We start from the raw sequence: 22,975 nt of genomic DNA on the forward strand, positions 1-22,975 counted from the left end.
TGTTCATATGTACTGTGTTCAACAAAAACCCCTGTGGGAGCGAGCTTGCTCGCGATAGCGGTGTATCAGTCAACATTGATGCTGGCTGTCCTGGCGCTATCGCGAGCAAGCTCGCTCCCACAGTGGTTTATGCAAGATGCAACGTTTGTGTTCGGGCTCAGTCCGGCCGCACGACCTTGCCGGTCGCCAGGTCGCGAATCACGCTGGGGTTCTTGCGCCCGCCCAGGTTGCCGCCCAGCACCAGGTCGATCTGCCCGCGGAAATACTGCTCGACGCGAATTCGCGTGCGCGCTGCCGGGCGCCCCTGCGGGTTGGCCGAGGTGGACACCAGCGGCCCGACCAGCGAACACAAATCACGCACGGTAGGATGATCGCTGACCCGCAGGGCAACGGTGTCGTGCACCCCGGTGATCCACTCCGGCAGCAGGTTCTGGTGCGGCACCAGCCAGGTGTTGGGCCCCGGCCAGGTGCTGGCCATGCGGTCCATCCAGGTTTCGGGGAAGTCTTCGAACAGAAAGTCGAACTGGTGGATGTTGTCCGCCACCAGGATCAGGCCTTTGTCGGGCAGCCGCGACTTGATCGCCAGCAGGCGTTCCACGGCCTCCTCGTTCCATGGGTCGCAACCCAGGCCCCAGACCGCTTCGGTTGGATAGGCAATCACCGCCCCGGCGCGAATTTCTCGCGCGGCTTGTTGCACACGCCAACTGTTGACCATGAAAGATTCTCCCGCAACGCAATTAAGGCTGTGGGCAGTTTACCGATCTTCCCCATAAAACCTAGCGTGCGAACCAGCGTCCGTTGTCACGAGCGGCGCGCCCCTCCATTTCCAGCTCGGTCAACGCCGCCAGCACCTTGGGCAAACCCCAGCCACTGGCGTCGGCCAGCGCCTCGCTGCTCTGCGGCGCGGCATGCAGCAGGCGCAGCAGCGGATGGGTCACGGGCACAGGCTCGGCGGCCAGCGGCAGCCGCTGCCAACCGCGCAATGCTTCGAGAATGTGCTCTACGGTTTCCACCAGCGCCGCACCGTCGCGGATCAGTTGATGACAGCCCCGGGCCCCAGGGTGATGGATCGAGCCAGGAATGGCATACACCTCGCGACCCTGTTCCGCCGCCAGGCGGGCGGTGATCAGCGAACCACTGGCGACACTCGCCTCTACCACCAGCACCCCCAGGGACAAACCGCTGATGATTCGGTTGCGGCGCGGAAAGTTGCTGGCGTTGGGCGCTGCGTCCAGCGGGAACTCCGAAACCACCGCGCTGCCCTGGGCAATCATCGCCTCCGCCAGCCGACGATTACGCTGTGGATAAAAATTTTCCAGGCCCGTGCCGAGTACGCCGACGGTTTGCCCACCGACATCCAGGGCCGCCTGATGAGCCGCCGCATCGATGCCCAACGCCAGGCCACTAGTAATGACAAAACCCGCCCCGGCCAGGCTTCTGGAAAACGCCGCCGCCGTGTCCATTCCGGGACGCGATGCCCGGCGACTGCCGACCATCGCCAGCTGCGGTTTTTCCAGGATCGAGGGGTCGCCAGCGACGAACAGCAGCGGCGGCGCGTCGCTGATCTGTGCCAGCAGCGCCGGGTAGTCAGGCTGGTCCCACATCAGTAAATGCTGGGCCGGGCCGTCTAGCCAGGCCAGTGCGTGGGCGGCGCCGTCGCGTATGTCCGGAGCGCGTCGGGCCTCGGCGCACGTGGCCGGCAACCCCAGCGCCCGCCAGGCGCTGGCCGGCGCGCTGATGGCTTTGGACGCCGAGCCAAAGGCCTCCATCAAGGTCATGAAACGTTTAGGTCCCAGCTCCGGCAAGCGATGCAAGCGCAGACGGGCCTCCAGTTCCGCAGGCGGAACCGAAGCAGATTCAGGCAATGGCATGTGATCAATCCTTGATCGTTATCGTCCCGTTGAAACGGGAACAAGCTGTGGATAACTCTGTTGGTAACTTGTGAGACCCGTTATGGATTGCGCACCTTGTCGAGGATCGCCAAGGATCGCGAGGCGTACAGCACCAAGCCGTAACTGAGTTTGTCGTAGGTGCGGAACACCATCAGCAGGCCGGCCCGTTCATCGGGGATTTTCACCGGCTCGCCGGTGATGCGGTCGCGCACGGTTTCACCGGTCTTCATCACCGCCAGCACGTTGCCTTCCACCAGCCCGTCGCGCCGGCCCTTGTTCAGGGTGACCACGTCCAGCGCGCCGATCTGCGTCACGCCCCGAGGCACGTCCAGGATCAAGCCCTGGATGTCCGATTTCGGCGCGCTGGGCATGAAGGTCGAGTTGATCGAGCGCTCTTCGCCGCTGAACAGGCGATCACCCAGGCGTACTTCCTGGGTGGTGCGTTGCAGGGCCAGGGTGGTGACATCGCCCTCGGTGGCGACCACTTCGCCGCTGCCGATGTCGTCGGCATTGATACCCAGGAATTCCTTGGTTTCGGGGTCGGTGTAGACCTTGCCCTGGCGGAAGATGCCGTACGCCGTCTGGTTCTCATCGAATGCACCACGAGCGAAGACCCGGTCCCCCATGCCACTGAGCACCCGCTCGGCATTGCCGGCGACGACGTAGGGCGCCTTGTTGAAATCTTCCGCCGTGTCGACGATGCGGTTGCTCAGCAAAAAGCTGTTGATGGCTTGCAGCGGAATGCTCGGGATGGCGTCGGCCACCGGCGAACTGCGAATGCGCGGCGACAGCTTGATGGTGCCCCGCGAGGCGCCGCGATTGAGGGTCAGGCGCGGCTGGCCGTTGACGTAGACCAGCGACAGGGTGTCGCCCGGATAGATCAGGTTGGGGTTTTCGATCTGTGGGTTGGCCTGCCACAGCTCCGGCCATTTCCACGGCTCGCGCAGGTATTTACCGGAAATGTCCCACAGCGTGTCCCCCGTCACCACCGTGTATTGCTGGGGAAAACCTTCCCGAAGTTGCACTTGCCCGTGCGCGATACCGGCCGAGGCCAGGAGCAGCAGGGCGAGTAGTGATTTCCTCATGCGGTGAATCCCTTTATTATGTGCGTTCGCGTAAAACGCCAGAGCCCCCGTGGCTCGCTCTGTTCAAGAGCAACGTTTTACAACGGTAGCCTGCATCCCGACACACGCCAGGCCAGCCACCCGACTTTACCTCACACGTGCATTTATCAAGCTTATGGCCATTTTGAACATTCTCGAATTTCCGGACCCGCGCCTGCGCACTATCGCCAAACCGGTGGCCGTAGTGGACGACGAAGTGCGTCAGCTGGTCGATGACATGTTTGAAACAATGTATGAGGCGCCCGGCATCGGCCTCGCCGCGACCCAGGTCAACGTGCACAAGCGTATCGTCGTCATGGACCTCTCCGAAGACCGCAGCGAGCCCCGGGTGTTCATCAACCCCGAGTTCGAAACCCTGACCGACGAGATGGACCAATACCAGGAAGGCTGCCTGTCGGTGCCGGGCTTCTACGAAAACGTCGATCGTCCGCAGAAGGTCAAGATCAAGGCCCTGGACCGTGACGGCCAGCCTTACGAGCTGATCGCCGAAGGCCTGCTGGCAGTGTGCATCCAGCACGAATGCGACCACCTCAACGGCAAGTTGTTCGTTGATTACCTGTCTAATCTCAAGCGTGACCGGATCAAGAAAAAACTGGAAAAGATCCATCGCCAGAACGCTTGATGCCCCTCTTCAAAGGCTTGCCGCGGCAAGCCTTTTTCTTTTTGCGACTGCTTTGTAATTGAGAGTTTTCCATGACTGAGCCACTGCGCATCGTCTTTGCCGGCACTCCCGAGTTTGCCGCCGAACACCTCAAGGCCCTGCTGGCCAGCCCCCATGAAATCGTCGCGGTCTACACCCAGCCGGATCGTCCCGCAGGTCGCGGGCAAAAACTGATGCCCAGCCCGGTCAAACAACTCGCACTGGAAAATGGTTTGCCGGTGTTGCAGCCGCCGACCCTGCGCGACGCCCAGGCCCAGGCCGAACTGGCGGCGCTGAAGCCAGACTTGATGGTGGTGGTCGCCTACGGCCTGATCCTGCCGCAAGTGGTGCTGGACATCCCGCGCCTGGGTTGCATCAACAGCCACGCCTCGCTGCTGCCGCGTTGGCGCGGTGCCGCGCCGATCCAGCGCGCCGTGGAAGCGGGCGATGCCGAAAGCGGCGTGACCGTGATGCGCATGGAAGCCGGCCTGGACACCGGGCCGATGCTGCTCAAGGCCAGCACCCCCATCAGCGCCGAAGACACCGGCGGCAGCCTGCACGATCGCCTCGCGCTGATCGGCCCGCCAGCGGTGGTCCAAGCCATTGCCGGCCTCGCGGCTGGCACCCTGCAAGGCGAAGTGCAGGACGACAGCCTCGCCACCTATGCGCACAAACTGAACAAGGACGAAGCCCGCATCGACTGGAGCCGCCCGGCCGTCGAGCTGGAGCGCCTGGTGCGGGCCTTCAACCCTTGGCCGATCTGCCACAGCACCTTGAACGGCGAAGCCCTGAAAGTCTTGGCCGCCAACTTGGCCGAAGGGAAGGGCGCACCAGGAGAAATCCTCAGCGCCAGCAAGGACGGCCTCGTCGTTGCCTGTGGCGAACAGGCCCTGTGCCTGACGCGCCTGCAACTGCCCGGCGGCAAGGCGCTGAACTTCAGCGACTTGTTCAACAGCCGTCGTGAGAAGTTCGCCGTCGGCACCGTCCTCGGCCAAGCGGCGGACGCCTCATGAACCCGCGTCTGGCCGCCGCCAAGGCACTTGCCGCCGTCCTCAGCGGCAAAGCCTCGCTGAACAGTTCCCTGCCGACCCAACTGGACAAGGTCGAAGACCGTGATCGCGGTTTCACCCAGGACCTGGCGTTCGGCACCGCCCGTTGGCAGCCGCGCCTCTCGGCCCTCGCGGCCAAGCTGTTGCAGAAACCATTCAAAGCCGCCGATGCCGACGTCGAAGCGCTGCTGCTGGTGGGCCTCTATCAACTGCTCTACACCCGTGTGCCCGCCCACGCCGCCATCGGCGAAACCGTGGGCTGCGCCGACAAGCTGAAAAAACCTTGGGCCAAGGCCCTGATCAACGCCGTGTTGCGCCGCGCCCAACGGGAAAGCGAAACCCTGCTGGCCGAACTGGAACACGACCCGGTGGTACGCACCGCCCACCCGCGCTGGTTGCAGAAATCCCTCAAGGCCTTCTGGCCCGAGCAATGGGAAGCCATCTGCGCCGCCAACAATGCCCATCCGCCGATGATCCTGCGGGTCAATCGTCGCCACCACACCCGCGACGCCTACCTGGCGTTGCTGGGCGAGGCGGGCATCCCGGCCATCCCGTGCCAATACAGCCGCGACGGCATCATCCTGGAAACCCCGGGCGATGTGCGCGCACTGCCGGGCTTCGCCGAGGGCTGGATCAGCGTCCAGGACGAAGCCGCGCAGTTGGCCGCCGACCTGCTGGAGCTGGCGCCCGGCCAACGGGTGCTGGATGCCTGCTGCGCGCCTGGGGGCAAAACCTGTCACATCCTCGAAACCGAGCCGAAACTGGCCGGCGTGGTGGCTGTGGACCTGGAAGCCAAGCGCCTCGTGCGAGTGAAGGAAAACCTCGAACGCCTTGGCCTTGAAGCCCAGTTGATCGCCGCCGATGGCCGCGACACGGCTGCGTGGTGGGACGGCAAACCGTTCCAGCGCATCCTCCTCGACGCGCCGTGCTCGGCCACCGGCGTGATCCGCCGCCATCCGGACATCAAGCTCACCCGCCAGCCGGACGACATTGCCGCATTGGCCGTGTTGCAAGGCGAACTGCTCGACGCCCTGTGGTCGACCCTGGACGTGGGCGGCATGCTGCTCTACGCCACCTGCTCGACCTTGCCGACGGAAAACACTGAAGTGATCGAAGCCTTCCTCGCCCGCACGCCGGGCGCCCGGGAGTTGGACATCGCTACCCAGGCCGGCCTCAAGCAGCCTCACGGCCGCCAGTTGCTGGCCCAGGAAGGCGGCCACGATGGGTTCTATTACGCCAAGCTGATCAAAATCGCCGCCGCACGCGGTTAAAACCGATTCGATAGGAGTGAATGGATGAAAATCATCATCCTGGGTGCAGGGCAGGTCGGCGGTTCGCTGGCGGAACATTTGGCCAGCGAGGCCAACGACATCACCGTGGTCGACACCGACAGCGAACGCCTGCGCGACCTCGGCGACCGTCTCGACATTCGCACCGTGCAAGGGCGCGGTTCCTTGCCGACGGTATTGCGCCAGGCCGGCGCCGACGACGCCGACATGCTCGTGGCCGTGACCAACAGCGACGAAACCAACATGGTCGCCTGCCAGGTCGCCCACACCCTGTTCCACACCCCGACCAAGATCGCCCGGGTGCGCGAAGCCGCCTACCTGACCCGCGCCGACCTCTTCGACAACGAAGCGATCCCGGTGGACGTGCTGATCAGCCCCGAACAGGTGGTGACCAACTACATCAAGCGCCTGATCGAACACCCCGGCGCCTTGCAGGTGATCGACTTCGCCGAAGGCAAGGCGCAACTGGTGGCGGTCAAGGCCTACTACGGCGGCCCGCTGGTGGGCCAGCAACTGCGCCAATTGCGCGAGCACATGCCGAATGTCGAGACCCGCGTCGCCGCGATTTTCCGCCGCGACCGGCCGATCCTGCCCCAGGGCGACACGGTGATCGAAGCCGACGACGAAGTGTTCTTCATCGCCGCCAAGGCGAATATTCGCGCGGTCATGAGCGAAATGCGCCGCCTCGATGAAAACTACAAACGCATCGTCATCGCCGGTGGCGGCCAGATCGGCGAACGCCTGGCCGAGGCCATCGAAAGCCGCTACCAGGTCAAGATCATCGAGATGAACCCGGCACGCTGCCGCTACCTCTCCGACACCCTCGACAGCACCGTGGTGCTGCAAGGCAGCGCCTCCGACCGCGACCTGCTGCTGGAAGAAAACATCGCCGACGCCGACATCTTCCTGGCCCTGACCAACGACGACGAAGCCAACATCATGTCCTCGCTGCTGGCCAAGCGCCTGGGCGCGAAAAAGGTCATGACCATCATCAACAACCCGGCCTACGTCGACCTGATCCAGGGCGGCGACATCGACATCGCCATCAGCCCGCAACTGGCCACCATCGGCACCCTGCTGGCCCACGTACGCCGCGGCGACATCGTCAGCGTCCACTCCCTGCGCCGCGGCGCGGCCGAGGCCATCGAGGCGATTGCCCATGGCGACGCCAAATCCAGCAAAGTGATCGGCAAAGCCATCCGCGACATCGGCTTGCCGCCCGGCACCACCATCGGCGCGATCATCCGCGACGAAGAAGTGCTCATCGCCCACGACGACACTGTGATCCAGACCGGCGACCATGTGATCCTGTTCCTGGTGGACAAGAAGCACATTCGCGATGTCGAGAAGCTGTTTCATGTGGGGTTGAGTTTCTTCTGATTCCAGGTTTTGCGGTGGCAGTCATGGCCTCATCGCGAGCAAGCTCGCTCCCACACAGGGTCTCCATTGTTCACAAATATCGTGAGCAACCCCCAACCCCTGTGGGAGCGAGCTTGCTCGCGATAGCTATCCAACAGCCACTGATCAACCCCTGACACACCGATAAGGACGCCCCATGCTCGACTCCCTGGAAAAAATGCTCGCCAAGGGCATGGACAACCCCCTCCTGCGCTTCGGCCTCGGCAAAGGCTACCTCGACCTAGGCGAATTCCTCCGCGCCGCCGAACACCTCCAACGCTGCGTCGAATTCGACCCCAAGTATTCAGCCGCCTGGAAACTACTGGGCAAGGCCCACCAAGGCCAAGGCGACGCCGCCGCAGCCCGCCAAGCCTGGGAACAAGGCCTGGAAGCCGCCCGCGCCCACGGCGACAAACAAGCCGAAAAAGAAATGACCGTGTTCCTCAAGAAGCTGGATCGCCATCCCTGACTTCACACAAAACCGCTTTTGTGGCAAGGGAGCTTGCTCCCGCTTGAGTGCGCAGCACTCATAAATAATCAGAAATAAATCCGACTCTATAAAATGCTAGCGATCTATAGCTAAAGATAGTTAGTTGAGCTAGCTTTGGCTATCTTTCTATAGAATTTGCTAGTCTGTGAGGTCAGCATGGATCCCTACCGTAATCCGTTTGCGCCCGGCGCGGGCAGCAGGCCCCCTGAATTGGCGGGACGCGACTTGATTCTTGAGGCCGCAAGAGTTGCCTGTGGACGAGCCCTCAACGGGCGAAGTGCTCGTTCCATCATGCTCCTTGGCTTAAGGGGCACGGGTAAGACGGTCCTGTTGAATGAGATAGGCAGAATTGCGAAGGAGGAAGGCCTTCTCGTTTCCAAGGTAGAGTCGCCAGAACGTGAAAGCCTGGCACGTCTTCTTTATCCTGAAATGCGAAAGGTCATGCGCGCGCTTTCCAGCGTTGAGGCCGCTAAGCAAATTGCTAATCGTGGGCTGAAAGGACTCCGCAGCTTTGCATCAATCTTCAAGATCGATGTTGGAGGTATTGAGATTGGTGTCGAGCCTGAGCCTGGACTCGCGGATAGCGGAAATCTTCAATACGATCTTCCAGACCTTTTTACTGTAATAGGTGAAGCGGCACAGGCCGCCGGCAAAGGCTGGATTCTTCTCATTGATGAAGTCCAATACCTCACCGAAGCAGATCTATCGGCACTGATTGTCTCTATTCATCGCATGTCGCAAGAAGGGCTTCCGGTTCTGCTGGTCGGTGCAGGTCTTCCGCAAGTTGCTCGGCTGGCGGGTGAGGCGAAGTCATATGCCGAGCGGCTTTTCCTTTACCCGGAGGTGGGGGCGCTTGATCAACCATCTGCGACTCAAGCCGTTCAAAAGCCGATCTTGGAGGAGGAGGCTTCTATCGACGCTGCAGCGCTGGACAGCATTGTTGATCGGACGCAGGGCTATCCGTTCTTTCTTCAAGAGTGGGCATCCACGGCATGGAACATCGCCGAGGGGCCTGAAATTACGCTTGATGATGTCGACCATTCTTATTCCGAAACATTAGCTTCCCTTGATGCAGGTTTCTTCAGGGTCCGCATTGATCGGCTTACACCTTCTGAAGTGCAGTTTGTGAAGACCATGTCCGAGCTTGGCGACGGCCCTTATGCCATCGCTGATATTGCGAAGGCGATGGGACGTCCTCAATCATCGCTGGGGCCGACTCGGGCCAACATCATTTCCAAGGGAATGATCTACAGCACAGATCACGGATATCTGAATTTTACAGTTCCCCTTTTTGCAGAATTCATGCGTCGCCAGGAATGAAGGCCAGCGGTGTGTGGTGAGGGGAGGAAACCGGGGGACAGGCCACGATTTGGGCTCATCCGTAATCGGACTGTCTCACAATCGTATCTTCCCCTGTCCTTAGTAAAAGTCGTAATAAAGCGCCCACTCCCCAGTTTCGCTGTGCTTCCAGAACATCAGGCTCCCACTGTCGACCACGTTCAGATTGATCTTCGAGTCCGATGATATCTGGAACACAAACTCGAAGCCTTCACCCGGATCAACACCCGACTGGCAGAACGAGGGGTAACCGCCGATCTTGTGTTCGTAAGTGTGGGTGACCAAGTCGTAATAGCTCTGGATCTTGCCCGCGCGTTCCAGCGTGAGGATTGCTTGCTCAAGGTCCTCCGGGACACCACCGCCATCCCAGAGCGGAAAGTCCTCCGGCACCGCTTGCGCTGTCAGTGGGAAAGGTTTGAGGAATGAATCTGCCACCGACAGAGACTTGCGCACCAACACATCATCCGGCCCATACTCGCGGATGACCCAATTATTCCCCATTGGCTCAAGGTGCTCGGGGAACGGGTTTGAAATGAACACCGTCAGCACACGAACCCCTGCTAGCAGAGGGCTGTTGATGGGCAGGGCGGGAAGGTAAAACTGCGCATAGGGGAGCAACGGTTGCCCCGCCTGATTAATGGGCACCTCTTCATCCGGTCGGAACAGGAAGACATTGCCCAGCCAGCTTTCTTCATCGGTGCCAGCAGGACGAAAGCCGCCGGCAATGAGCTTCACGGCGGGGCGGGCCAGGCGTTGCTTGATTTCCTGGATTTCCATGGCGATGTAAACCTCCTTTTTGCTACAGGTATTAAGGCCGCAGATGGGCAGTGTACGAGAGTGGATGGCAGCGCTTCTTTGCCCGAGCTAGGCCACATTAGCGTCCTTCACGGATAAGAGAGTGGACCTCCTCCCACTTCCCGGGCCAATGACTTTCGAGGGCTCCTAGCGTGCCTGAGTGTCATCGATACCGGCACGGCCAGTGGTAAGGAACGATAGCGCCCGAGGGCAAGGCTGCAAAGCCGGCGGTTTCTGGTGCGGTTGTAGGCAAAGGCGCGAGGATGCGTGGCTTGGAGGTGCGGTGGTCAGGTTCTGGCTTGGCCCGCAGAAGGTAGAGAATCATCTGGGCGGCCTTCCCACCTCGCAGAGGTGGCGCAAAAAGCAAGGTCGTTGCATCAAATTGCTATCACTGGTATTTATTGGTTTTATTTCTGCTAAAGACTCAGCTCGCGACATTGGGACACACCCATCACAGGTACAGATCAAGGAAAGATATATGCAAGACGATATCATGCGTAAGTTGCTTGCGGGCCTCGAAAAGCCTGTTAAGCACAGGACGTTCATTAGCTATCACCATTCTCTCGATCAAGGGTACTACGACGCTTTTTCCAAGCATTTTCACGATACCCTCGAAGCTATTCACGATAAATCTCTGGACAAAGAAATTGACAGCGATAACGTCGATTACGTGATGAGAAAGATCCGGGAGGAGTACCTTACAGGCACGTCATGCACAATCGTCCTGATCGGCGCTGAAACCGACACTCGAAAGTATATAGACTGGGAAATCAAAGCCACTCTGGATAAAAAACACGCGCTGATCGGGGTCTACCTGCCAACGGCAAAACGCTCCGCTGACGGCACGAAAATCATAGTGCCTGACCGCCTTCACGATAACTGTGTCAGCGGCTTCGCCAGCTTGTTGAGCTGGGAAGCCATAACTGCTTCGGCGGACGCTCTCGACGGATACATCAAAGCTGCGAAAGAGAAATCGGTGTCACTGATCGACAACTCCAGAGAGAAGAAAACTAAAAATGGCTGATTCGGTTGATGAGGATTTGGCGTTACCTTTCTTCGTCGTCCACGTCGTCTGGCATCCCGAATCTGTTCTAGGAAAGATGATCGCCGATGCTCTGATGCAGCATTTTCGACGAGACATCTACAAGAATATCGTGGGAGGAAACGGAATCCCCGTTGTATTTCGAAGCGCGTGCTTGCCAGGCGCTGGGACGCCAATACCACTCACTCTGGATGATTCTGAGGCATCAGCCACAATAGTCATACTCGACGAGCATCTCGTCTCCCATGTTGAATGGGTCGATTACATCAAGCATATATCTGCACAGGTAGAAGAGTTTTCCCGCAGCGGTTTCAAACGAATGCTGTTCCCTATATCGATCCAGAAGGGGGTGTTAAATAGCATGTCCGTACCCCAGCAAGCCCTCCGCTGGGATAGTTGGGTGGGGGACGACAGTGCGAAGGTTCAGCAGCTACGCAGTGAATTGACGTATGAATTTTGCAGGATGCTGCGCTATAACCTTGCCCAGCTTGAAGCGCCTACCGAGAGAAATATTGGTGAATATCTCAAGAAAGTTCAGGTTTTTTTGAGTCATTCGAAACACGACGATGAAGGTACGGAGATCGCCAACGCAATACGCTTGAGAATATACCAAGGGCACGGTTTGGCTTCTTTTTTCGATGTCCACGATATTCCGGCAGGTCTTCCCTTTGATGAGGTTCTGCTTCATCACGTCCGGGTCAGTGCAATGGTCGCGATACACACGGATTCTTATTCCTCTCGTGAGTGGTGCAGAAAGGAGATCATCGAGGCTAAGACATGGAATGTTCCTCTGGTGGTGGCCAACAGTATCAGCACGGTTGACGAGCGGAGCTTCCCCTACATGGGGAACGTACCGCTGGTTAGGCTAGGCCATGATCCTACGAAAGTGGACCGGATCGATATCGTGGTTGGCAGGCTCCTCGAGGAGGTGCTCAAAGACTACCTGTGGAAATGCCAAACACACGAAATCAGAGCTACTCTTCCAGTTCGAGCGATCTTTATACCTCGCCCGCCTGAGCTTATATCTTTATCTTGCATTCCTTCAGTATTCCCAGAGGATCGGCACGGCACGGACTCTGAGGATTTGGTGCTTATCTATCCTGATCCGCCGTTGAGTACGGAGGAGGAAAGGCTCCTTAGTCGGGTGGCCCCTCATGTGCAAATTCGCAGTTTGAACGAATGGAAGGCGGGGGCAATCAGATGAGCTACAAAGAAGCCCTCGACGGCAATAAAATCGCGATCTCGATCTCAGAAAGCGAAAACATGGATGCGCTCGGTCTCAGCGAAGCGCATTTGGTTGAGGCCATGTGTGAAGTCGCAAGACACATGCTAGCGCTTGGTGCCACGCTGCTTTACGGAGGGGACCTCCGAGCGCGAGGGTTTACGCGGTTGCTATACGAATTGGTGTCTCGTTATCGAAAGGATTCAGTCGACGCTAAGAACGTTGCGAGCGTCATAAATTATCTGCCTTGGTCATCAATCATCAGAACAACTCCAGATGAGCTGTCGTCTCTTAAAAGCGACTTGTCGAATACAGCTGAAATCTGCTTACTCGACATCAATGGTAATCCGACGGAGTTGGCCTTCACAAAGCAGGAACGGTCCTCTGCTCATCTGCACTGGGTCAGATCACTGACCCAGATGCGGATTCGGACAACAGATGAGTCCATGGCACGCATTGTACTTGGTGGCAGAACCCAAGGATTTTTAGGTGATATGCCTGGAATCGCAGAGGAGGTTTTGATCTCGCTGGACGCCCAGAAGCCCGTTTATCTGCTGGGCGGGTTTGGCGGGTGCACGAGAGACATTCTTGATGTAATGGGCGTTCAAAACCCGCATCAGGCTTCACCCCCGAGTTGGCCAGGCTCTGATCGCTTCACGGCATTCCGCATCGATAACTTAAATAACGGCCTATCTACTGCCGAAAATTTAGCGTTGGCAGCGACTCCCTATGTCGACCAGGCCGTAGTTTTGATTATCCGGGGCCTGCTTAACGTCATGAAACCGGCTACACCATAAAAAATTAACTGATACGAGATGTTTTGATGGCAATTCTAACGGAAGCAGAAGTTATTGAGCGATCGCGAACGGTTAATCGCTCAACCAAGCTGTTCAAATCGTCTAATGAAGCCTATGCCTCTTCTGAGACTTTTGACGTGTTTTTGAGCCACTCCTCCAATGAACCTGATGACATAATTTTCGGCATCAAGGGCCTGTTGGAAGACGCGCAGCTCAAAGTCTATCTCGACAAGGTCGATGATCCTCAGATTTCGCCGGCCTATGTGACGCCTGAGACTGCGGAAATCTTGCGCGCACGGATGCGCCAGTCCAGCTCATTGCTCTACGTCTACAGCCGACATTCGACACAATCTCGCTGGATGCCTTGGGAGCTTGGTTTCTTTGATGGCGTGAAGGGCGTCGTGGGGATACTCCCTGTTCTCCAGCACACGCAAAATACATTCAAGGGAGAAGAATATCTTGGGGTTTATCCATACGTTGACATCGTAACCATAAACAACACGTCGAGAAAGAATCTCTGGATTAACTCGAGTGCCAATGAGTACGCAGATCTAGCCAAATGGGTGAAAGGACTGGATGATATTCGAAAACGATAGGTCGTTTACCCGACCAAAAAGTAATTCCGAACGCTATCTGCTCCGTCCTTTATTCAACGTTGAAAGTGTTCGGAGTAACTGATTCACCCAATTGATGGGTGGCGAATCCTTCGCAGCTGTGCTCATAATTCGGCACCATAGGAATGCGAGAATGGAAATGTTCCCCAAAGTGTTTATAAGTCATGCAAGTGAAGATAAGGAACGCTTTGTATTGGATTTTGCAAAGCAGTTAAGGGCTAATGGAATTGATGCGTGGCTTGATAAATGGGAAATGTTACCTGGCGATAGTCTCATAACGAAAATTTTTGAGGAAGGGATTAAGGAAGCCCAGGCAGTAATAGTGGTTTTGTCGAAAAATAGCGTTGAAAAGCCTTGGGTCAAACATGAACTTGATGCTGCATGTGTGAAGCGAATCAATACTGGAAGTAAGTTAATTCCTGTCGTTATCGACGACTGTAAAGTTCCGGAAGTTCTGAAGGCGACTCTTTGGGAGTGTATTCATGATACGGCCTTATATCAGCCCAGTCTTGAACGTATTGTCGCTTCGATTTTTGGTGCTTCGGAGAAGCCGGCTCTGGGAAAAGCACCAGCATATGTAGATGGCTTCGGCGTAGGTGTCGCCGGTCATAATAATCTAGACAGCCTGATATGCATGCTCGCATGTGAGTTCGCGCTGGAAACAGGCTCCAGACATGTTAGCATTTCGGCCTTTTGCAAAAATGGAGAGTTGATCATCCCAGAGCATCAATTAAGAGAGTCAATTGAGGTGCTAGGGGAACACGGGACTTTCGACCTTCAGCATAGTTTGGGTGGGGAATTTCCATCCATATCAGTAACTGATTCTGGCTTTGAACTGTACGCGCGCGACCATGTGGAAAACTACCAGATGGTGTTTCGCTCAGTTGTCTCAGCTATTGTAAATAATGGCTTTACGAGTCTTTCAGACATAAAAAAGGCACTTGATTTCAAACCGTTCTTGATTGAGCACGTCCTAAGAATTCTCGCAGGTGGACGAAAAATTTCGGTTTCTTGGTTCATTGGCGGGGACTGCTCGATTAATAATGTCTCGGCTTCGTTACGCCGCTCGCTGTCCTAATTATCTATGCTTAAAACTGACAAAAGCCTGGGCAGACCACGTCTTATAGAGTAACGAATGCTGGGGAGGGTAGAGGGGCTGTGACAGGCGGGAGCATTGAATCGATGAAAAAAGAACCGGTCAACGGATACTGTATTTACAAAGACGCTGAAAGCAACGATTTAAGTCTGGAACACGTCGTTCCGCTTTCACTTGGCGGCCATGACAGCTTCAATATTTCTGCTGATAGATCATTAAATAATGGCGTTGCTTCGAAGGTCGACAGCGCTATTTCAAATGACTTCACGATTCTCTTTGATCGCAGAGATTTGAACGCCGCGGGGCACAGCGGAAAACTACCTGAGCCAAAGGCAAAACATTCAACTTTCAATGATAGGAAGGTTCAAGTCACTTTCGGGAAAAAAGGATTAAAGGTTTTTGATGTTCGTGACCGTAGAGATTTAGAACAGCATGAGTTCGCAGGCCAAAGCGTTCAGGTAGGAGGCATTAGTATCGGCTTGGATGACCCGCTACGGTTTGTCGCAAAAGTCGCGCTCAGCGCTGGTTATTTTGCATACGGGGATTCCTTCAGATATCAAGTCGATCATAGCCAAGCACGGTCAATAATGATGTGCAGCGACCTTGGAAGTATCAACTCCGAAGTACGGTGCTTGGATCGGTGGCAATCGATAGACGACACAGAACATCAAATAATGTGGCTGATCGCTGCCCAGCACCGAGAATCCTGCGTCATGTTGATCCCGGGTTACGATTGCTTTGGCGTTGCAGTGGGAATTTTCGGCCACTTTATGGGATTTATAAATATCCCCGCCCCCGGCCATCACTTGCTGAATGAGGGCGAATATCGGTTGGGGCATGTGATCACCATTCGGAATGGAAGACTCCTCCGGCGCTCCTTCCACCAATCTGTATATGATCTTCAGAGAGACATCGAGTCTGGAGATGACAGCATTATGGCAGCATTGAATCGGATGACCGCTAGAACTGAATTAAGGAAGGACGGTGCTGGAAAACGGGAAAGGATTTAAGGTTATTTAGAGACTCTTTGTTCGATTCTACGGATGGGAAAACCAAAACCCGACGCAAAAACGTCGGGTTTTTTCATTGAAATAAATCCTACTGCCGCGGCTCCACGTTATCCAACACCCGATTTGCCAACAACGAACTCAGCTCAATCAACTGCTGAATCCCCTGCGCCACATGACGTCTCGATCCCTCCAGATCAAACGCCAGGTCACTCACCATCGCATCAGCCGAAGCCAACGTCTCAGTGAGATTGGCAAGCAGGCATTCGTTATCGAGGTCTTTCACGACGGTGTATAGCTGCCCCGGTTTGGGGTCGTCTTTGGATTTATCCGGCTTCGGTAGCAAGTAGTGATCGAGCACCCGTTTAGTGGTTTCGTCTTGCTGCTTGGCTTTGGATTTTGCGGATTGGGAAGTGGAATCTGCCTCTGGCGGATTCGGAGTTATTTTGAACATAAGCTTCGGTTCCAGATGTGATGCCGACACCCCGAAGCTACTAAACAATGGGGTGGCAGCTGTACGCAGGTTAGTAGACCGGGGAACCGAAGAAGCCGGCGCGCCTGAGCGCCCTGCGTACAGCCACCATCAAGAACAGGGTAGGGCCCTGTTTGAGACGCGCTTGTACAACTTCGATTACCTCGGGCTACTAAACCCGACCACTGATGGGCAGTGGCAGGAAGACAATAGAACCCCGGGACAAGGCGCACAAGCGGGCGGATTCTGGCGTAGTTGTAGGCAAAGGCGCAAGGATGCGTAGCTTGATAGAGCATGTAGGTGAGGGCTGTAGGAGAGAGGTTTTTTTGGCGATTCGGGTGGTGTGTTCTGCGCTGGAACTGGGGTGATTTCATCGCGAGCAAGCTCGCTCCCACAGGGTTTTGTGTGGCACACAGTATTTATGAACACCACCGAAAAAAGTGTGGGAGCGGGCTTGCTCGCGAAGGCGTTGGCACATTCAGCATTGATGCAACCTGATCCACCGTATTCGCGAGCAAGCCCGCTCCCACAAAGGGATTTGCGGCGGCCTGGGAAATCGAACTCACCGCCGAGCCACGCCTCAGCTCCCTTCATTGTTGCAGCTGGCCCCGTGCTTGAGGTACGTCAGGGCTTTCTGCACACCCATTGAATCGAGGTAGGTAATCTGCGCATTCACCAACCCGCAGGTCTGGCCACTGTCTTCAGTCAGCGAGATCACTTTGTCGATGTCCAGGTGTGTGCCGTAGGAATAGCTTTCGCTGGCTGCTTTGTCTTGGGCCAAGGCGGGTAATGCGCCGGCGCTCAGGGCGGTGATCAGGCAAGCCGTTGCGATGGTTTTCAGGTTCATGGTTGTTTCCCTTCAATGAGTTGGATGGCGCTCATTAAAAGTCCGTGAGGTATCTCGGCTGTGTCGAAAAACGCCGTGATTGGATGCGTACGTATCTGAGGTGAATTGCGATACAGATCGATACAATCGCCACTGTTTTTGCTTGGCGCTGGCTTGATTCAAGGCTGGATAAGCTGAACGCACGGTGCGTCGCCAACCGGCAACACGGCATCGTCACACTGCGCAAATCGATGCGCGCATTTCGGAGAGCAGGGCATGGAACATGTCGATCACGTATTGATCGTGGATGATGATCGGGAAATCAGGGAGCTGGTCGGCAATTACCTGGTGAAGAATGGCCTGCGCACCACGGTGGTCGCCGATGGTCGTCAGATGCGGGCCTTTCTCGAAGCCAATCAGGTGGACCTGATCGTGCTCGACATCATGATGCCGGGGGATGACGGGTTGCTGCTGTGCCGCGAACTGCGCGCCGGCAAGCATAAGGCGACGCCCGTGTTGATGCTGACGGCGCGCAGCGACGAGACCGACCGCATCATTGGCCTGGAAATGGGTGCCGACGATTATCTGGCGAAACCCTTCGCGGCCCGGGAGCTGCTGGCGCGCATCAACGCGGTGCTGCGGCGCACGCGCATGCTGCCGCCGAACTTTGTCGTCAGCGAAAGCGGCCGCATGCTCAAGTTCGGCCGCTGGCGCCTCGACACCACCGCCCGCCATCTGCTCGATGAAGACGACACGCTGGTCTCGCTGAGCGGCGCCGAGTACCGGCTGCTGCGGGTGTTTCTCGATCATCCTCAGCGGGTGCTGAGTCGCGACCAGTTGCTCAACCTGACGCAGGGCCGTGACGCGGACATCTTCGACCGTTCCATTGATTTGCTGGTCAGCCGCGTGCGTCAGCGCTTGCTGGATGACGCCCGCGAGCCGCTCTATTTGAAGACGGTGCGCAACGAAGGCTACGTCTTTACCTTTGCGGTGGAAATGCTTGAGGAGCAGGCATGAAACTCGCGTTGCAATGGCCTCGCACGCTGGCCTCGCGGCTGTGGCTGGTGTTCCTGGTCGGCCTGATACTCGCCCAGGCCCTGACGTTCGCAGCCCAGTACTACGAACGCTACGAAAGCACCAAGACGGCGATGTTGGGCAACTTTGAGCACGACACGGCGACCTCCATCGCCATCCTCGACCGTCTGCCTGCCGACGAGCGCCTGGCATGGACCAAGCGTCTGCAGCGTCGTAACTATGACTATTTGCTGCGGGAACATGATCCTGGCATTCCGCTCACTTCCAACGATCTCGCGGCGACGGCGGCGCAATCCCTGCAAGTCTCGCTGGGCCGCAACTATGACCTGACCATTGTCGAGATCCCGGGCCCACGCCAGCATTTTCAAGCCCAGGTGCGACTGGCCGACGGCAGCCCGGTGACCATTGATGTGCGTCCCTCGGTCAGGCCGTTGTCGCCCTGGTTGCCCTTTGTCCTGTTCGGTCAGTTGCTGTTGATGATCGGCTGCACCTGGCTGGCCGTGCGCATCGCGATACGCCCCCTCAGTCGCCTGGCCGAGGCGGTCGAGAACCTCGACCCGAACGCCCATCCGGTGCAGCTGGATGAAACCGGTCCACGGGAAGTGGCCTACGCCGCCCGCGCCTTTAACAGCATGCAGGCGCGCATTGCCGCTTACCTGAAGGAGCGCATGCAATTGCTCGCGGCGATTTCCCATGACTTGCAGACGCCCATCACCCGCATGAAGCTGCGCGCCGAATTCATGGACGACTCGGTTGAGAAAGACAAACTGGGCAACGACCTCAACGAGATCGAGCATCTGGTGCGCGAGGGTGTCGCTTATGCGCGCAGTGTCCACGGTGCGACGGAGACCAGTTGCCGCATCAGCCTGGATTCTTTTCTCGACAGCCTGGTGTGCGACTACCAGGACACCGGTCGCGAGGTCAGCCTGCGCGGCCAGAACGGCGCGATCATCGAGACACGACCCCATGCGCTGCGGCGTATTTTGGTGAATCTGGTGGATAACGCGCTGAAGTATGCCGGCACCGCCGAGGTGGAAATTGGCGGCCATGCGAGCACCGGCGTATCCATCAGTGTGCTTGACCGAGGGCCGGGCATTCCCGAGGAAATCCTGGCCGAGGTGGTCAAGCCCTTCTATCGGGTGGAAAGCTCACGCAACCGCAGCTCCGGCGGCACCGGCCTGGGCCTTGCCATCGCCCAGCAGTTGACCGTCGCGATTGGTGGAACGCTGAGCCTGCGCAACCGCGACGGCGGCGGGCTTTGCGTGACCCTCGACTTCGGCGTCGATCAGTAGGCCGCGCGGGCTGCACGTCAGGATCAGTGGCATGCATTTGTAAGCCACTGTATCCAGCGCATCTACAGACTCAAAACAACGCATAACGGCCGGGTGTCGAACATTTCCGGTATACATGCCGCTGCAAGAATGCTCCCCATCAAGTCGCCATCGGATCCCCGGTGGCGAGCCCTGACCTAAGGAGATCTTGCCATGAATACCCAGTCCTCCCGCGCTCAAGCAGCCAGCTACATCACCACCCCGGACGGCGTACAGCTCTATTACAAGGACTGGGGGCCGAAAGATGGGCCAGTCGTCACCTTCAGCCACGGCTGGCCGCTGAACTCGGATAGCTGGGAATCGCAGATGTTGTTCCTGGCGGACCAAGGCTATCGGGTCATCGCCCACGACCGCCGCGGTCATGGCCGTTCCAGCCAGCCGTGGGAAGGTAACGACATGGATCACTACGCCGATGACCTGGCCGCTGTGATCAACACCCTGGACCTTAACGACGTCACCCTGGTGGGTTTCTCAACCGGGGGTGGCGAAATCACCCGCTACATCGGCCGCCACGGCACCGACCGGGTGAAGAAGGCCGCACTGATCAGCGCCGTTCCGCCGATGATGCTCCAGACCGAAGACTACCCAGGCGGCCTGCCGATCGAGGTGTTCGACGGCCTGCGCAAGGCCTCGCTGGACAACCGCTCGCAGCTGTATCGCGACATCGCGTCTGGCCCGTTCTTCGGCTTCAACCGCGACGGGGCGAACGTCTCACAGGGGCTGATCGATTCGTTCTGGGTGCAAGGCATGCAAGCGGGCCACAAGAATACCTATGACTGCATCGCGGCGTTCTCGGCGACGGACTTCCGCGCCGACCTGGCCAAGTTCGACGTGCCGACACTGATCGTGCATGGCGACGACGACCAGATCGTCCCGATTGACGCCTCCGCCCATGCCGCCGCCGAGCTTGTGCAGGACGCCGAGTTGATCGTCTATCCGGGTGCGCCCCACGGCCTGACCGACACCCACAAGGACCGCCTCAACCAGGATCTGTTGGATTTCCTGGCCAAGTGAACCCATCGCTGCAGCGTCACCCCACTCATCGATGAAAAAAGGAATGATCATGCTCACTATTAAATCGCTGTTGGCCGTCACCATCACCGCTGCGCTGGCACTCACATCCGTTCAAAACGCAACCGCCGCGCAACCCGACACCACCAAGCCCACCATCGTGCTGGTGCATGGCGCCTTCGCCGAATCGTCCAGCTGGAATGGCGTTGCCGCCCAGTTGCTGACCCAGGGTTATCCGGTCGTTGCCGCGGCCAACCCGCTGCGGGGCGTGAAGCAGGACGCTGATTATGTCGCCGATATCGTCGAGCAAACCGCCGGCCCGGTGATCCTGGTGGGTCATTCCTACGGCGGCGCCGTGATCACTAACGCCGTGCACAACAACCCCAAGGTCAAGGGGCTTGTCTACGTCGCAGCCTTCGCGCCGGACAAAGGCGAAACCGCCATCGAACTGTCCGGTCGCTACCCTGGCGGCACCCTTGGCCCGACCTTGGCGGCTCCGGTGCAGTTGGACGATGGCAATAAGGATCTCTACATCCAGCAGGACAAATTCGGCCAACAATTTGCCGCCGACGTTCCAGCGGCTGATTCCGCGCTGATGGCTGCGACACAACGCCCCATCAGCGAGGCGGCCTTGAAGGAAGCGTCTGGCGACCCGGCCTGGAAAAAACTGCCGTCCTGGTTCATCTACGGCTCGGCGGACAAGAACATCCCCGAGGCGGCCCTGAAGTTCATGGCCGAACGCGCTGGCTCGAAAAAGACCGTCACCGTTCAAGGGGCTTCCCATGTGGTGATGACGTCCAATCCGGGGAAGGTTGCAGAGCTGATCGTTGAAGCGGCGCAGGCCAGTTCCAAAGGATGATCTCGTAAAGCGGGATGACTGACCCTCATCCGTTGGTCTTCGAGAAAAACCAAAAACCCGGCGTTGGAGGCCGGGTTTTTTCGTTTGATCGTTCCCACGCTCTGCGTGGTAATGAATTTCGTGACGCTCTGCGTCAGCTTCCAGAAGCGGAACGCGGAGCGCCCCTGGCGACATTCCCACGCAGGAGCGTTGGAACGATCGATTTATTCGTTTTGCCCTACAACGCTTCGCCCTATGCAGCCGCGAAATTGCCCCGGGTTCATCACTTAATGCGGGTTCGCGTAATCGAGTTTTGTGAGATATACCTTAAGCACCCCATCGCTAAGGCATTCACGCAAGGAGCATGACGATGAGCTGGTCTTCTCTGCCTGAAAATATCAAACTTATGGTGTTGCATTTTTTAACCATTGAAGAACTGACCGAAATAATGTTTACCGATCAGCAAACTTCCAGGCTGGTGCTGACTGTCTGGCGGGACAAGATGTCGTTGCAGACGGGAGGGGATAGTCAAGGACACTTTCTTTCGTTTGATGCTGTGCATTGGGCCCTTTCTTCAAATTCTACATTTCGTCTTCTAGCTCAGTTGCCAGCTTTTATTCCAAGCCAGATTACCCGTGGTCTGCAAATTGGCAAGGGGGGTACAAATAGCGTATATCTCGTCAAGGAACATCCAGGTGTATTGATGAAGGACGGTGGTGCGAAAGTCGGTGGAACTTCGAAGGAGTACAATGCCATGGTTAAGATGGGGGCCATGGGGTTGCGCACAGTACTGCATGATTTGCGAATTCATCGCGGCAGAATTCAGATTATCATGGACCGTGTTAACGGCTGTGTTGATAGCAAAACAATTATCGGTTACAAAAAACATCTGACGGACTATATCAATCCTGACATGGCAACACCTTGCCCGCGCAGTAAGGATGCTTTAGCTATTCATGGCGAGACACTTTGTCAACTTCTCAGCGCCTGGGATCTGATGTTCGAGAAAGGTCAGTATTTCAACGATTTTCAGTTTCTTTTGGATCCAAGCGGTGAGGTTTACCTGAATGATCCTACTGATGTTGCGAATAAATTTTGGGATCGCGGTACCAATATCATAATTCAGGCGATTATTAATACCTATGAATATATCCATCGTATCGCTGGTGAGCAAGATTGGATGACTTTTAAACGGTACAAGAAAACCCTCGCGGAACGCCGTTATAAAGAATTCGAACTGGGGTCGGGGCTGTTGCCAGAACAGTTTTACACGCCTCACTATACGGTAATAAATTACCGTTTTTGCTGGTATCAAGCGCCATCACCTTCCACTATGTTTAGGACTAGATTTGCGCTGGATGTACCAAGTTTTATAAGGGTTCAGTTGGCGGGTGGGATGTTTGGTTATTTTCATCAGGAGTGTGACTATCGTAGGCCTGGAGTTTATGAGTGGGCTAAATGGAATGATTTGTTGAGTCTTATTTAATCCCCTTTTCGCGCCTTTTCGCGAACTCGCCGTGGTGAGGGAGCTTGCTCCCGCTTGAGTGCGCAGCACTCATAGAGCCCGTGCGTCCGAACCGGCGATCCACATCCGCGACGCGCAATTGCGAGCCTCGGCCGACTGTCCAGGTCGTGCCGTTGTCCTTACTCATCTGCTGAGCTGCGCACC

The 22,975-nt window shown here is 57.1% G+C and carries 23 protein-coding genes; 17 read left to right on the forward strand and 6 right to left on the reverse strand.

Going from position 1 to position 22,975, the window contains the following annotated elements; translation table 11 throughout:
• Window positions 1-157 precede the first annotated feature (157 nt).
• The 3 genes from ACIPQ1_RS25300 to ACIPQ1_RS25310 all read right to left on the reverse strand — a co-directional run bounded on the left by ACIPQ1_RS25300 (window position 158) and on the right by ACIPQ1_RS25310 (window position 2,977).
• Window positions 158-715 carry an L-threonylcarbamoyladenylate synthase gene (locus ACIPQ1_RS25300; RefSeq protein ID WP_014335849.1) on the reverse strand — a complete coding sequence of 186 codons (558 nt, stop codon included), beginning with the start codon at window positions 713-715 and terminating at the stop codon, window positions 158-160.
• Window positions 716-776: 61 nt separating this feature from the next.
• Window positions 777-1,871 (reverse strand): DNA-processing protein DprA, encoded by a 1,095-nt coding sequence (dprA, locus tag ACIPQ1_RS25305; protein ID WP_446534982.1) that lies wholly within the window; start codon window positions 1,869-1,871, stop codon window positions 777-779.
• A gap of 80 nt (window positions 1,872-1,951) precedes the next feature.
• Window positions 1,952-2,977 carry a LysM peptidoglycan-binding domain-containing protein gene (locus tag ACIPQ1_RS25310; protein ID WP_446534983.1) on the reverse strand — a complete coding sequence of 342 codons (1,026 nt, stop codon included), beginning with the start codon at window positions 2,975-2,977 and terminating at the stop codon, window positions 1,952-1,954.
• A 154-nt stretch (window positions 2,978-3,131) separates the two neighbouring features.
• On the opposite strand from ACIPQ1_RS25310, the gene def reads away from it, so the two are divergent.
• From def to ACIPQ1_RS25340, 6 genes are all read left to right on the forward strand, one after another.
• Entirely contained in the window at window positions 3,132-3,638 is a 507-nt protein-coding gene (gene def / locus ACIPQ1_RS25315) for a peptide deformylase (protein ID WP_030138961.1), read from the forward strand.
• A 71-nt stretch (window positions 3,639-3,709) separates the two neighbouring features.
• Window positions 3,710-4,669, forward strand: a complete 960-nt coding sequence (fmt, locus tag ACIPQ1_RS25320; protein WP_446534984.1) for a methionyl-tRNA formyltransferase — start codon at window positions 3,710-3,712, stop codon at window positions 4,667-4,669.
• Window positions 4,666-5,976: a 16S rRNA (cytosine(967)-C(5))-methyltransferase RsmB gene (gene rsmB / locus ACIPQ1_RS25325; RefSeq protein ID WP_446534985.1), complete on the forward strand. Its 1,311-nt coding sequence runs from the start codon at window positions 4,666-4,668 to the stop codon at window positions 5,974-5,976. The genes fmt and rsmB overlap by 4 nt, the downstream gene beginning before the upstream one ends.
• A 24-nt stretch (window positions 5,977-6,000) precedes the next feature.
• Window positions 6,001-7,374, forward strand: coding sequence for a Trk system potassium transporter TrkA (trkA, locus tag ACIPQ1_RS25330; RefSeq protein ID WP_186730835.1), 1,374 nt, complete (start codon window positions 6,001-6,003; stop codon window positions 7,372-7,374).
• 175 nt (window positions 7,375-7,549) lie between these two features.
• Window positions 7,550-7,861, forward strand: a complete 312-nt coding sequence (locus ACIPQ1_RS25335) for a tetratricopeptide repeat protein (protein WP_411386082.1) — start codon at window positions 7,550-7,552, stop codon at window positions 7,859-7,861.
• Window positions 7,862-8,038: 177 nt separating this feature from the next.
• On the forward strand, window positions 8,039-9,202 hold the full coding sequence (locus tag ACIPQ1_RS25340; RefSeq protein WP_186614255.1) for an ATP-binding protein: 1,164 nt from the start codon (window positions 8,039-8,041) through the stop codon (window positions 9,200-9,202).
• A 99-nt stretch (window positions 9,203-9,301) separates the two neighbouring features.
• On the opposite strand, the gene ACIPQ1_RS25345 is transcribed toward ACIPQ1_RS25340, so the two are convergent.
• On the reverse strand, window positions 9,302-9,997 hold the full coding sequence (locus tag ACIPQ1_RS25345) for a DUF1963 domain-containing protein (protein WP_446534986.1): 696 nt from the start codon (window positions 9,995-9,997) through the stop codon (window positions 9,302-9,304).
• A 496-nt stretch (window positions 9,998-10,493) separates the two neighbouring features.
• Between ACIPQ1_RS25345 and ACIPQ1_RS25350 the strand changes: the two genes are divergently transcribed.
• The 6 genes from ACIPQ1_RS25350 (at window position 10,494) to ACIPQ1_RS25375 (ending at window position 15,796) form a co-directional block, all read left to right on the forward strand.
• Complete coding sequence (locus ACIPQ1_RS25350; protein WP_446534987.1) at window positions 10,494-11,039, forward strand: TIR domain-containing protein; 546 nt, start codon at window positions 10,494-10,496, stop codon at window positions 11,037-11,039.
• Window positions 11,032-12,261, forward strand: a complete 1,230-nt coding sequence (locus ACIPQ1_RS25355) for a toll/interleukin-1 receptor domain-containing protein (RefSeq protein WP_446534988.1) — start codon at window positions 11,032-11,034, stop codon at window positions 12,259-12,261. The genes ACIPQ1_RS25350 and ACIPQ1_RS25355 overlap by 8 nt, the downstream gene beginning before the upstream one ends.
• Entirely contained in the window at window positions 12,258-13,076 is an 819-nt protein-coding gene (locus ACIPQ1_RS25360; protein WP_446534989.1) for a hypothetical protein, read from the forward strand. Before ACIPQ1_RS25355 ends, ACIPQ1_RS25360 begins: the two co-directional genes overlap by 4 nt.
• Window positions 13,077-13,102: 26 nt before the next feature.
• Window positions 13,103-13,672 carry a toll-Interleukin receptor gene (locus ACIPQ1_RS25365; RefSeq protein ID WP_446534990.1) on the forward strand — a complete coding sequence of 190 codons (570 nt, stop codon included), beginning with the start codon at window positions 13,103-13,105 and terminating at the stop codon, window positions 13,670-13,672.
• 151 nt (window positions 13,673-13,823) lie between these two features.
• Window positions 13,824-14,768: a toll/interleukin-1 receptor domain-containing protein gene (locus tag ACIPQ1_RS25370; protein ID WP_446534991.1), complete on the forward strand. Its 945-nt coding sequence runs from the start codon at window positions 13,824-13,826 to the stop codon at window positions 14,766-14,768.
• Between the two features lie 104 nt (window positions 14,769-14,872).
• On the forward strand, window positions 14,873-15,796 hold the full coding sequence (locus ACIPQ1_RS25375) for a hypothetical protein (protein ID WP_446534992.1): 924 nt from the start codon (window positions 14,873-14,875) through the stop codon (window positions 15,794-15,796).
• A gap of 88 nt (window positions 15,797-15,884) precedes the next feature.
• On the opposite strand, the gene ACIPQ1_RS25380 is transcribed toward ACIPQ1_RS25375, so the two are convergent.
• Together ACIPQ1_RS25380 and ACIPQ1_RS25385 are read right to left on the reverse strand one after the other, a co-directional pair.
• Window positions 15,885-16,247, reverse strand: a complete 363-nt coding sequence (locus ACIPQ1_RS25380; protein ID WP_446534993.1) for a DUF6124 family protein — start codon at window positions 16,245-16,247, stop codon at window positions 15,885-15,887.
• A 598-nt stretch (window positions 16,248-16,845) separates the two neighbouring features.
• Window positions 16,846-17,112 (reverse strand): DUF2790 domain-containing protein, encoded by a 267-nt coding sequence (locus ACIPQ1_RS25385; RefSeq protein ID WP_446534994.1) that lies wholly within the window; start codon window positions 17,110-17,112, stop codon window positions 16,846-16,848.
• A gap of 255 nt (window positions 17,113-17,367) precedes the next feature.
• Between ACIPQ1_RS25385 and ACIPQ1_RS25390 the strand changes: the two genes are divergently transcribed.
• The 5 genes from ACIPQ1_RS25390 to ACIPQ1_RS25410 all read left to right on the forward strand — a co-directional run bounded on the left by ACIPQ1_RS25390 (window position 17,368) and on the right by ACIPQ1_RS25410 (window position 22,792).
• Window positions 17,368-18,108 carry a response regulator gene (locus ACIPQ1_RS25390; RefSeq protein WP_018600898.1) on the forward strand — a complete coding sequence of 247 codons (741 nt, stop codon included), beginning with the start codon at window positions 17,368-17,370 and terminating at the stop codon, window positions 18,106-18,108.
• The gene (locus ACIPQ1_RS25395; protein WP_446534995.1) at window positions 18,105-19,418 is read left to right on the forward strand and encodes an ATP-binding protein; all 1,314 of its coding nucleotides are present in this window, start codon (window positions 18,105-18,107) and stop codon (window positions 19,416-19,418) included. The genes ACIPQ1_RS25390 and ACIPQ1_RS25395 overlap by 4 nt, the downstream gene beginning before the upstream one ends.
• A 192-nt stretch (window positions 19,419-19,610) precedes the next feature.
• A complete protein-coding gene (locus ACIPQ1_RS25400) occupies window positions 19,611-20,471 on the forward strand; it encodes an alpha/beta fold hydrolase (RefSeq protein WP_446534996.1) in 861 nt (286 codons plus the stop codon).
• 43 nt (window positions 20,472-20,514) lie between these two features.
• A complete protein-coding gene (locus ACIPQ1_RS25405) occupies window positions 20,515-21,327 on the forward strand; it encodes an alpha/beta fold hydrolase (protein WP_411386094.1) in 813 nt (270 codons plus the stop codon).
• A 349-nt stretch (window positions 21,328-21,676) separates the two neighbouring features.
• Window positions 21,677-22,792: a hypothetical protein gene (locus ACIPQ1_RS25410; RefSeq protein ID WP_411386095.1), complete on the forward strand. Its 1,116-nt coding sequence runs from the start codon at window positions 21,677-21,679 to the stop codon at window positions 22,790-22,792.
• Window positions 22,793-22,975 lie beyond the last annotated feature (183 nt).

The sequence above is a fragment of the Pseudomonas sp. LARHCG127 genome (assembly GCF_052871455.1).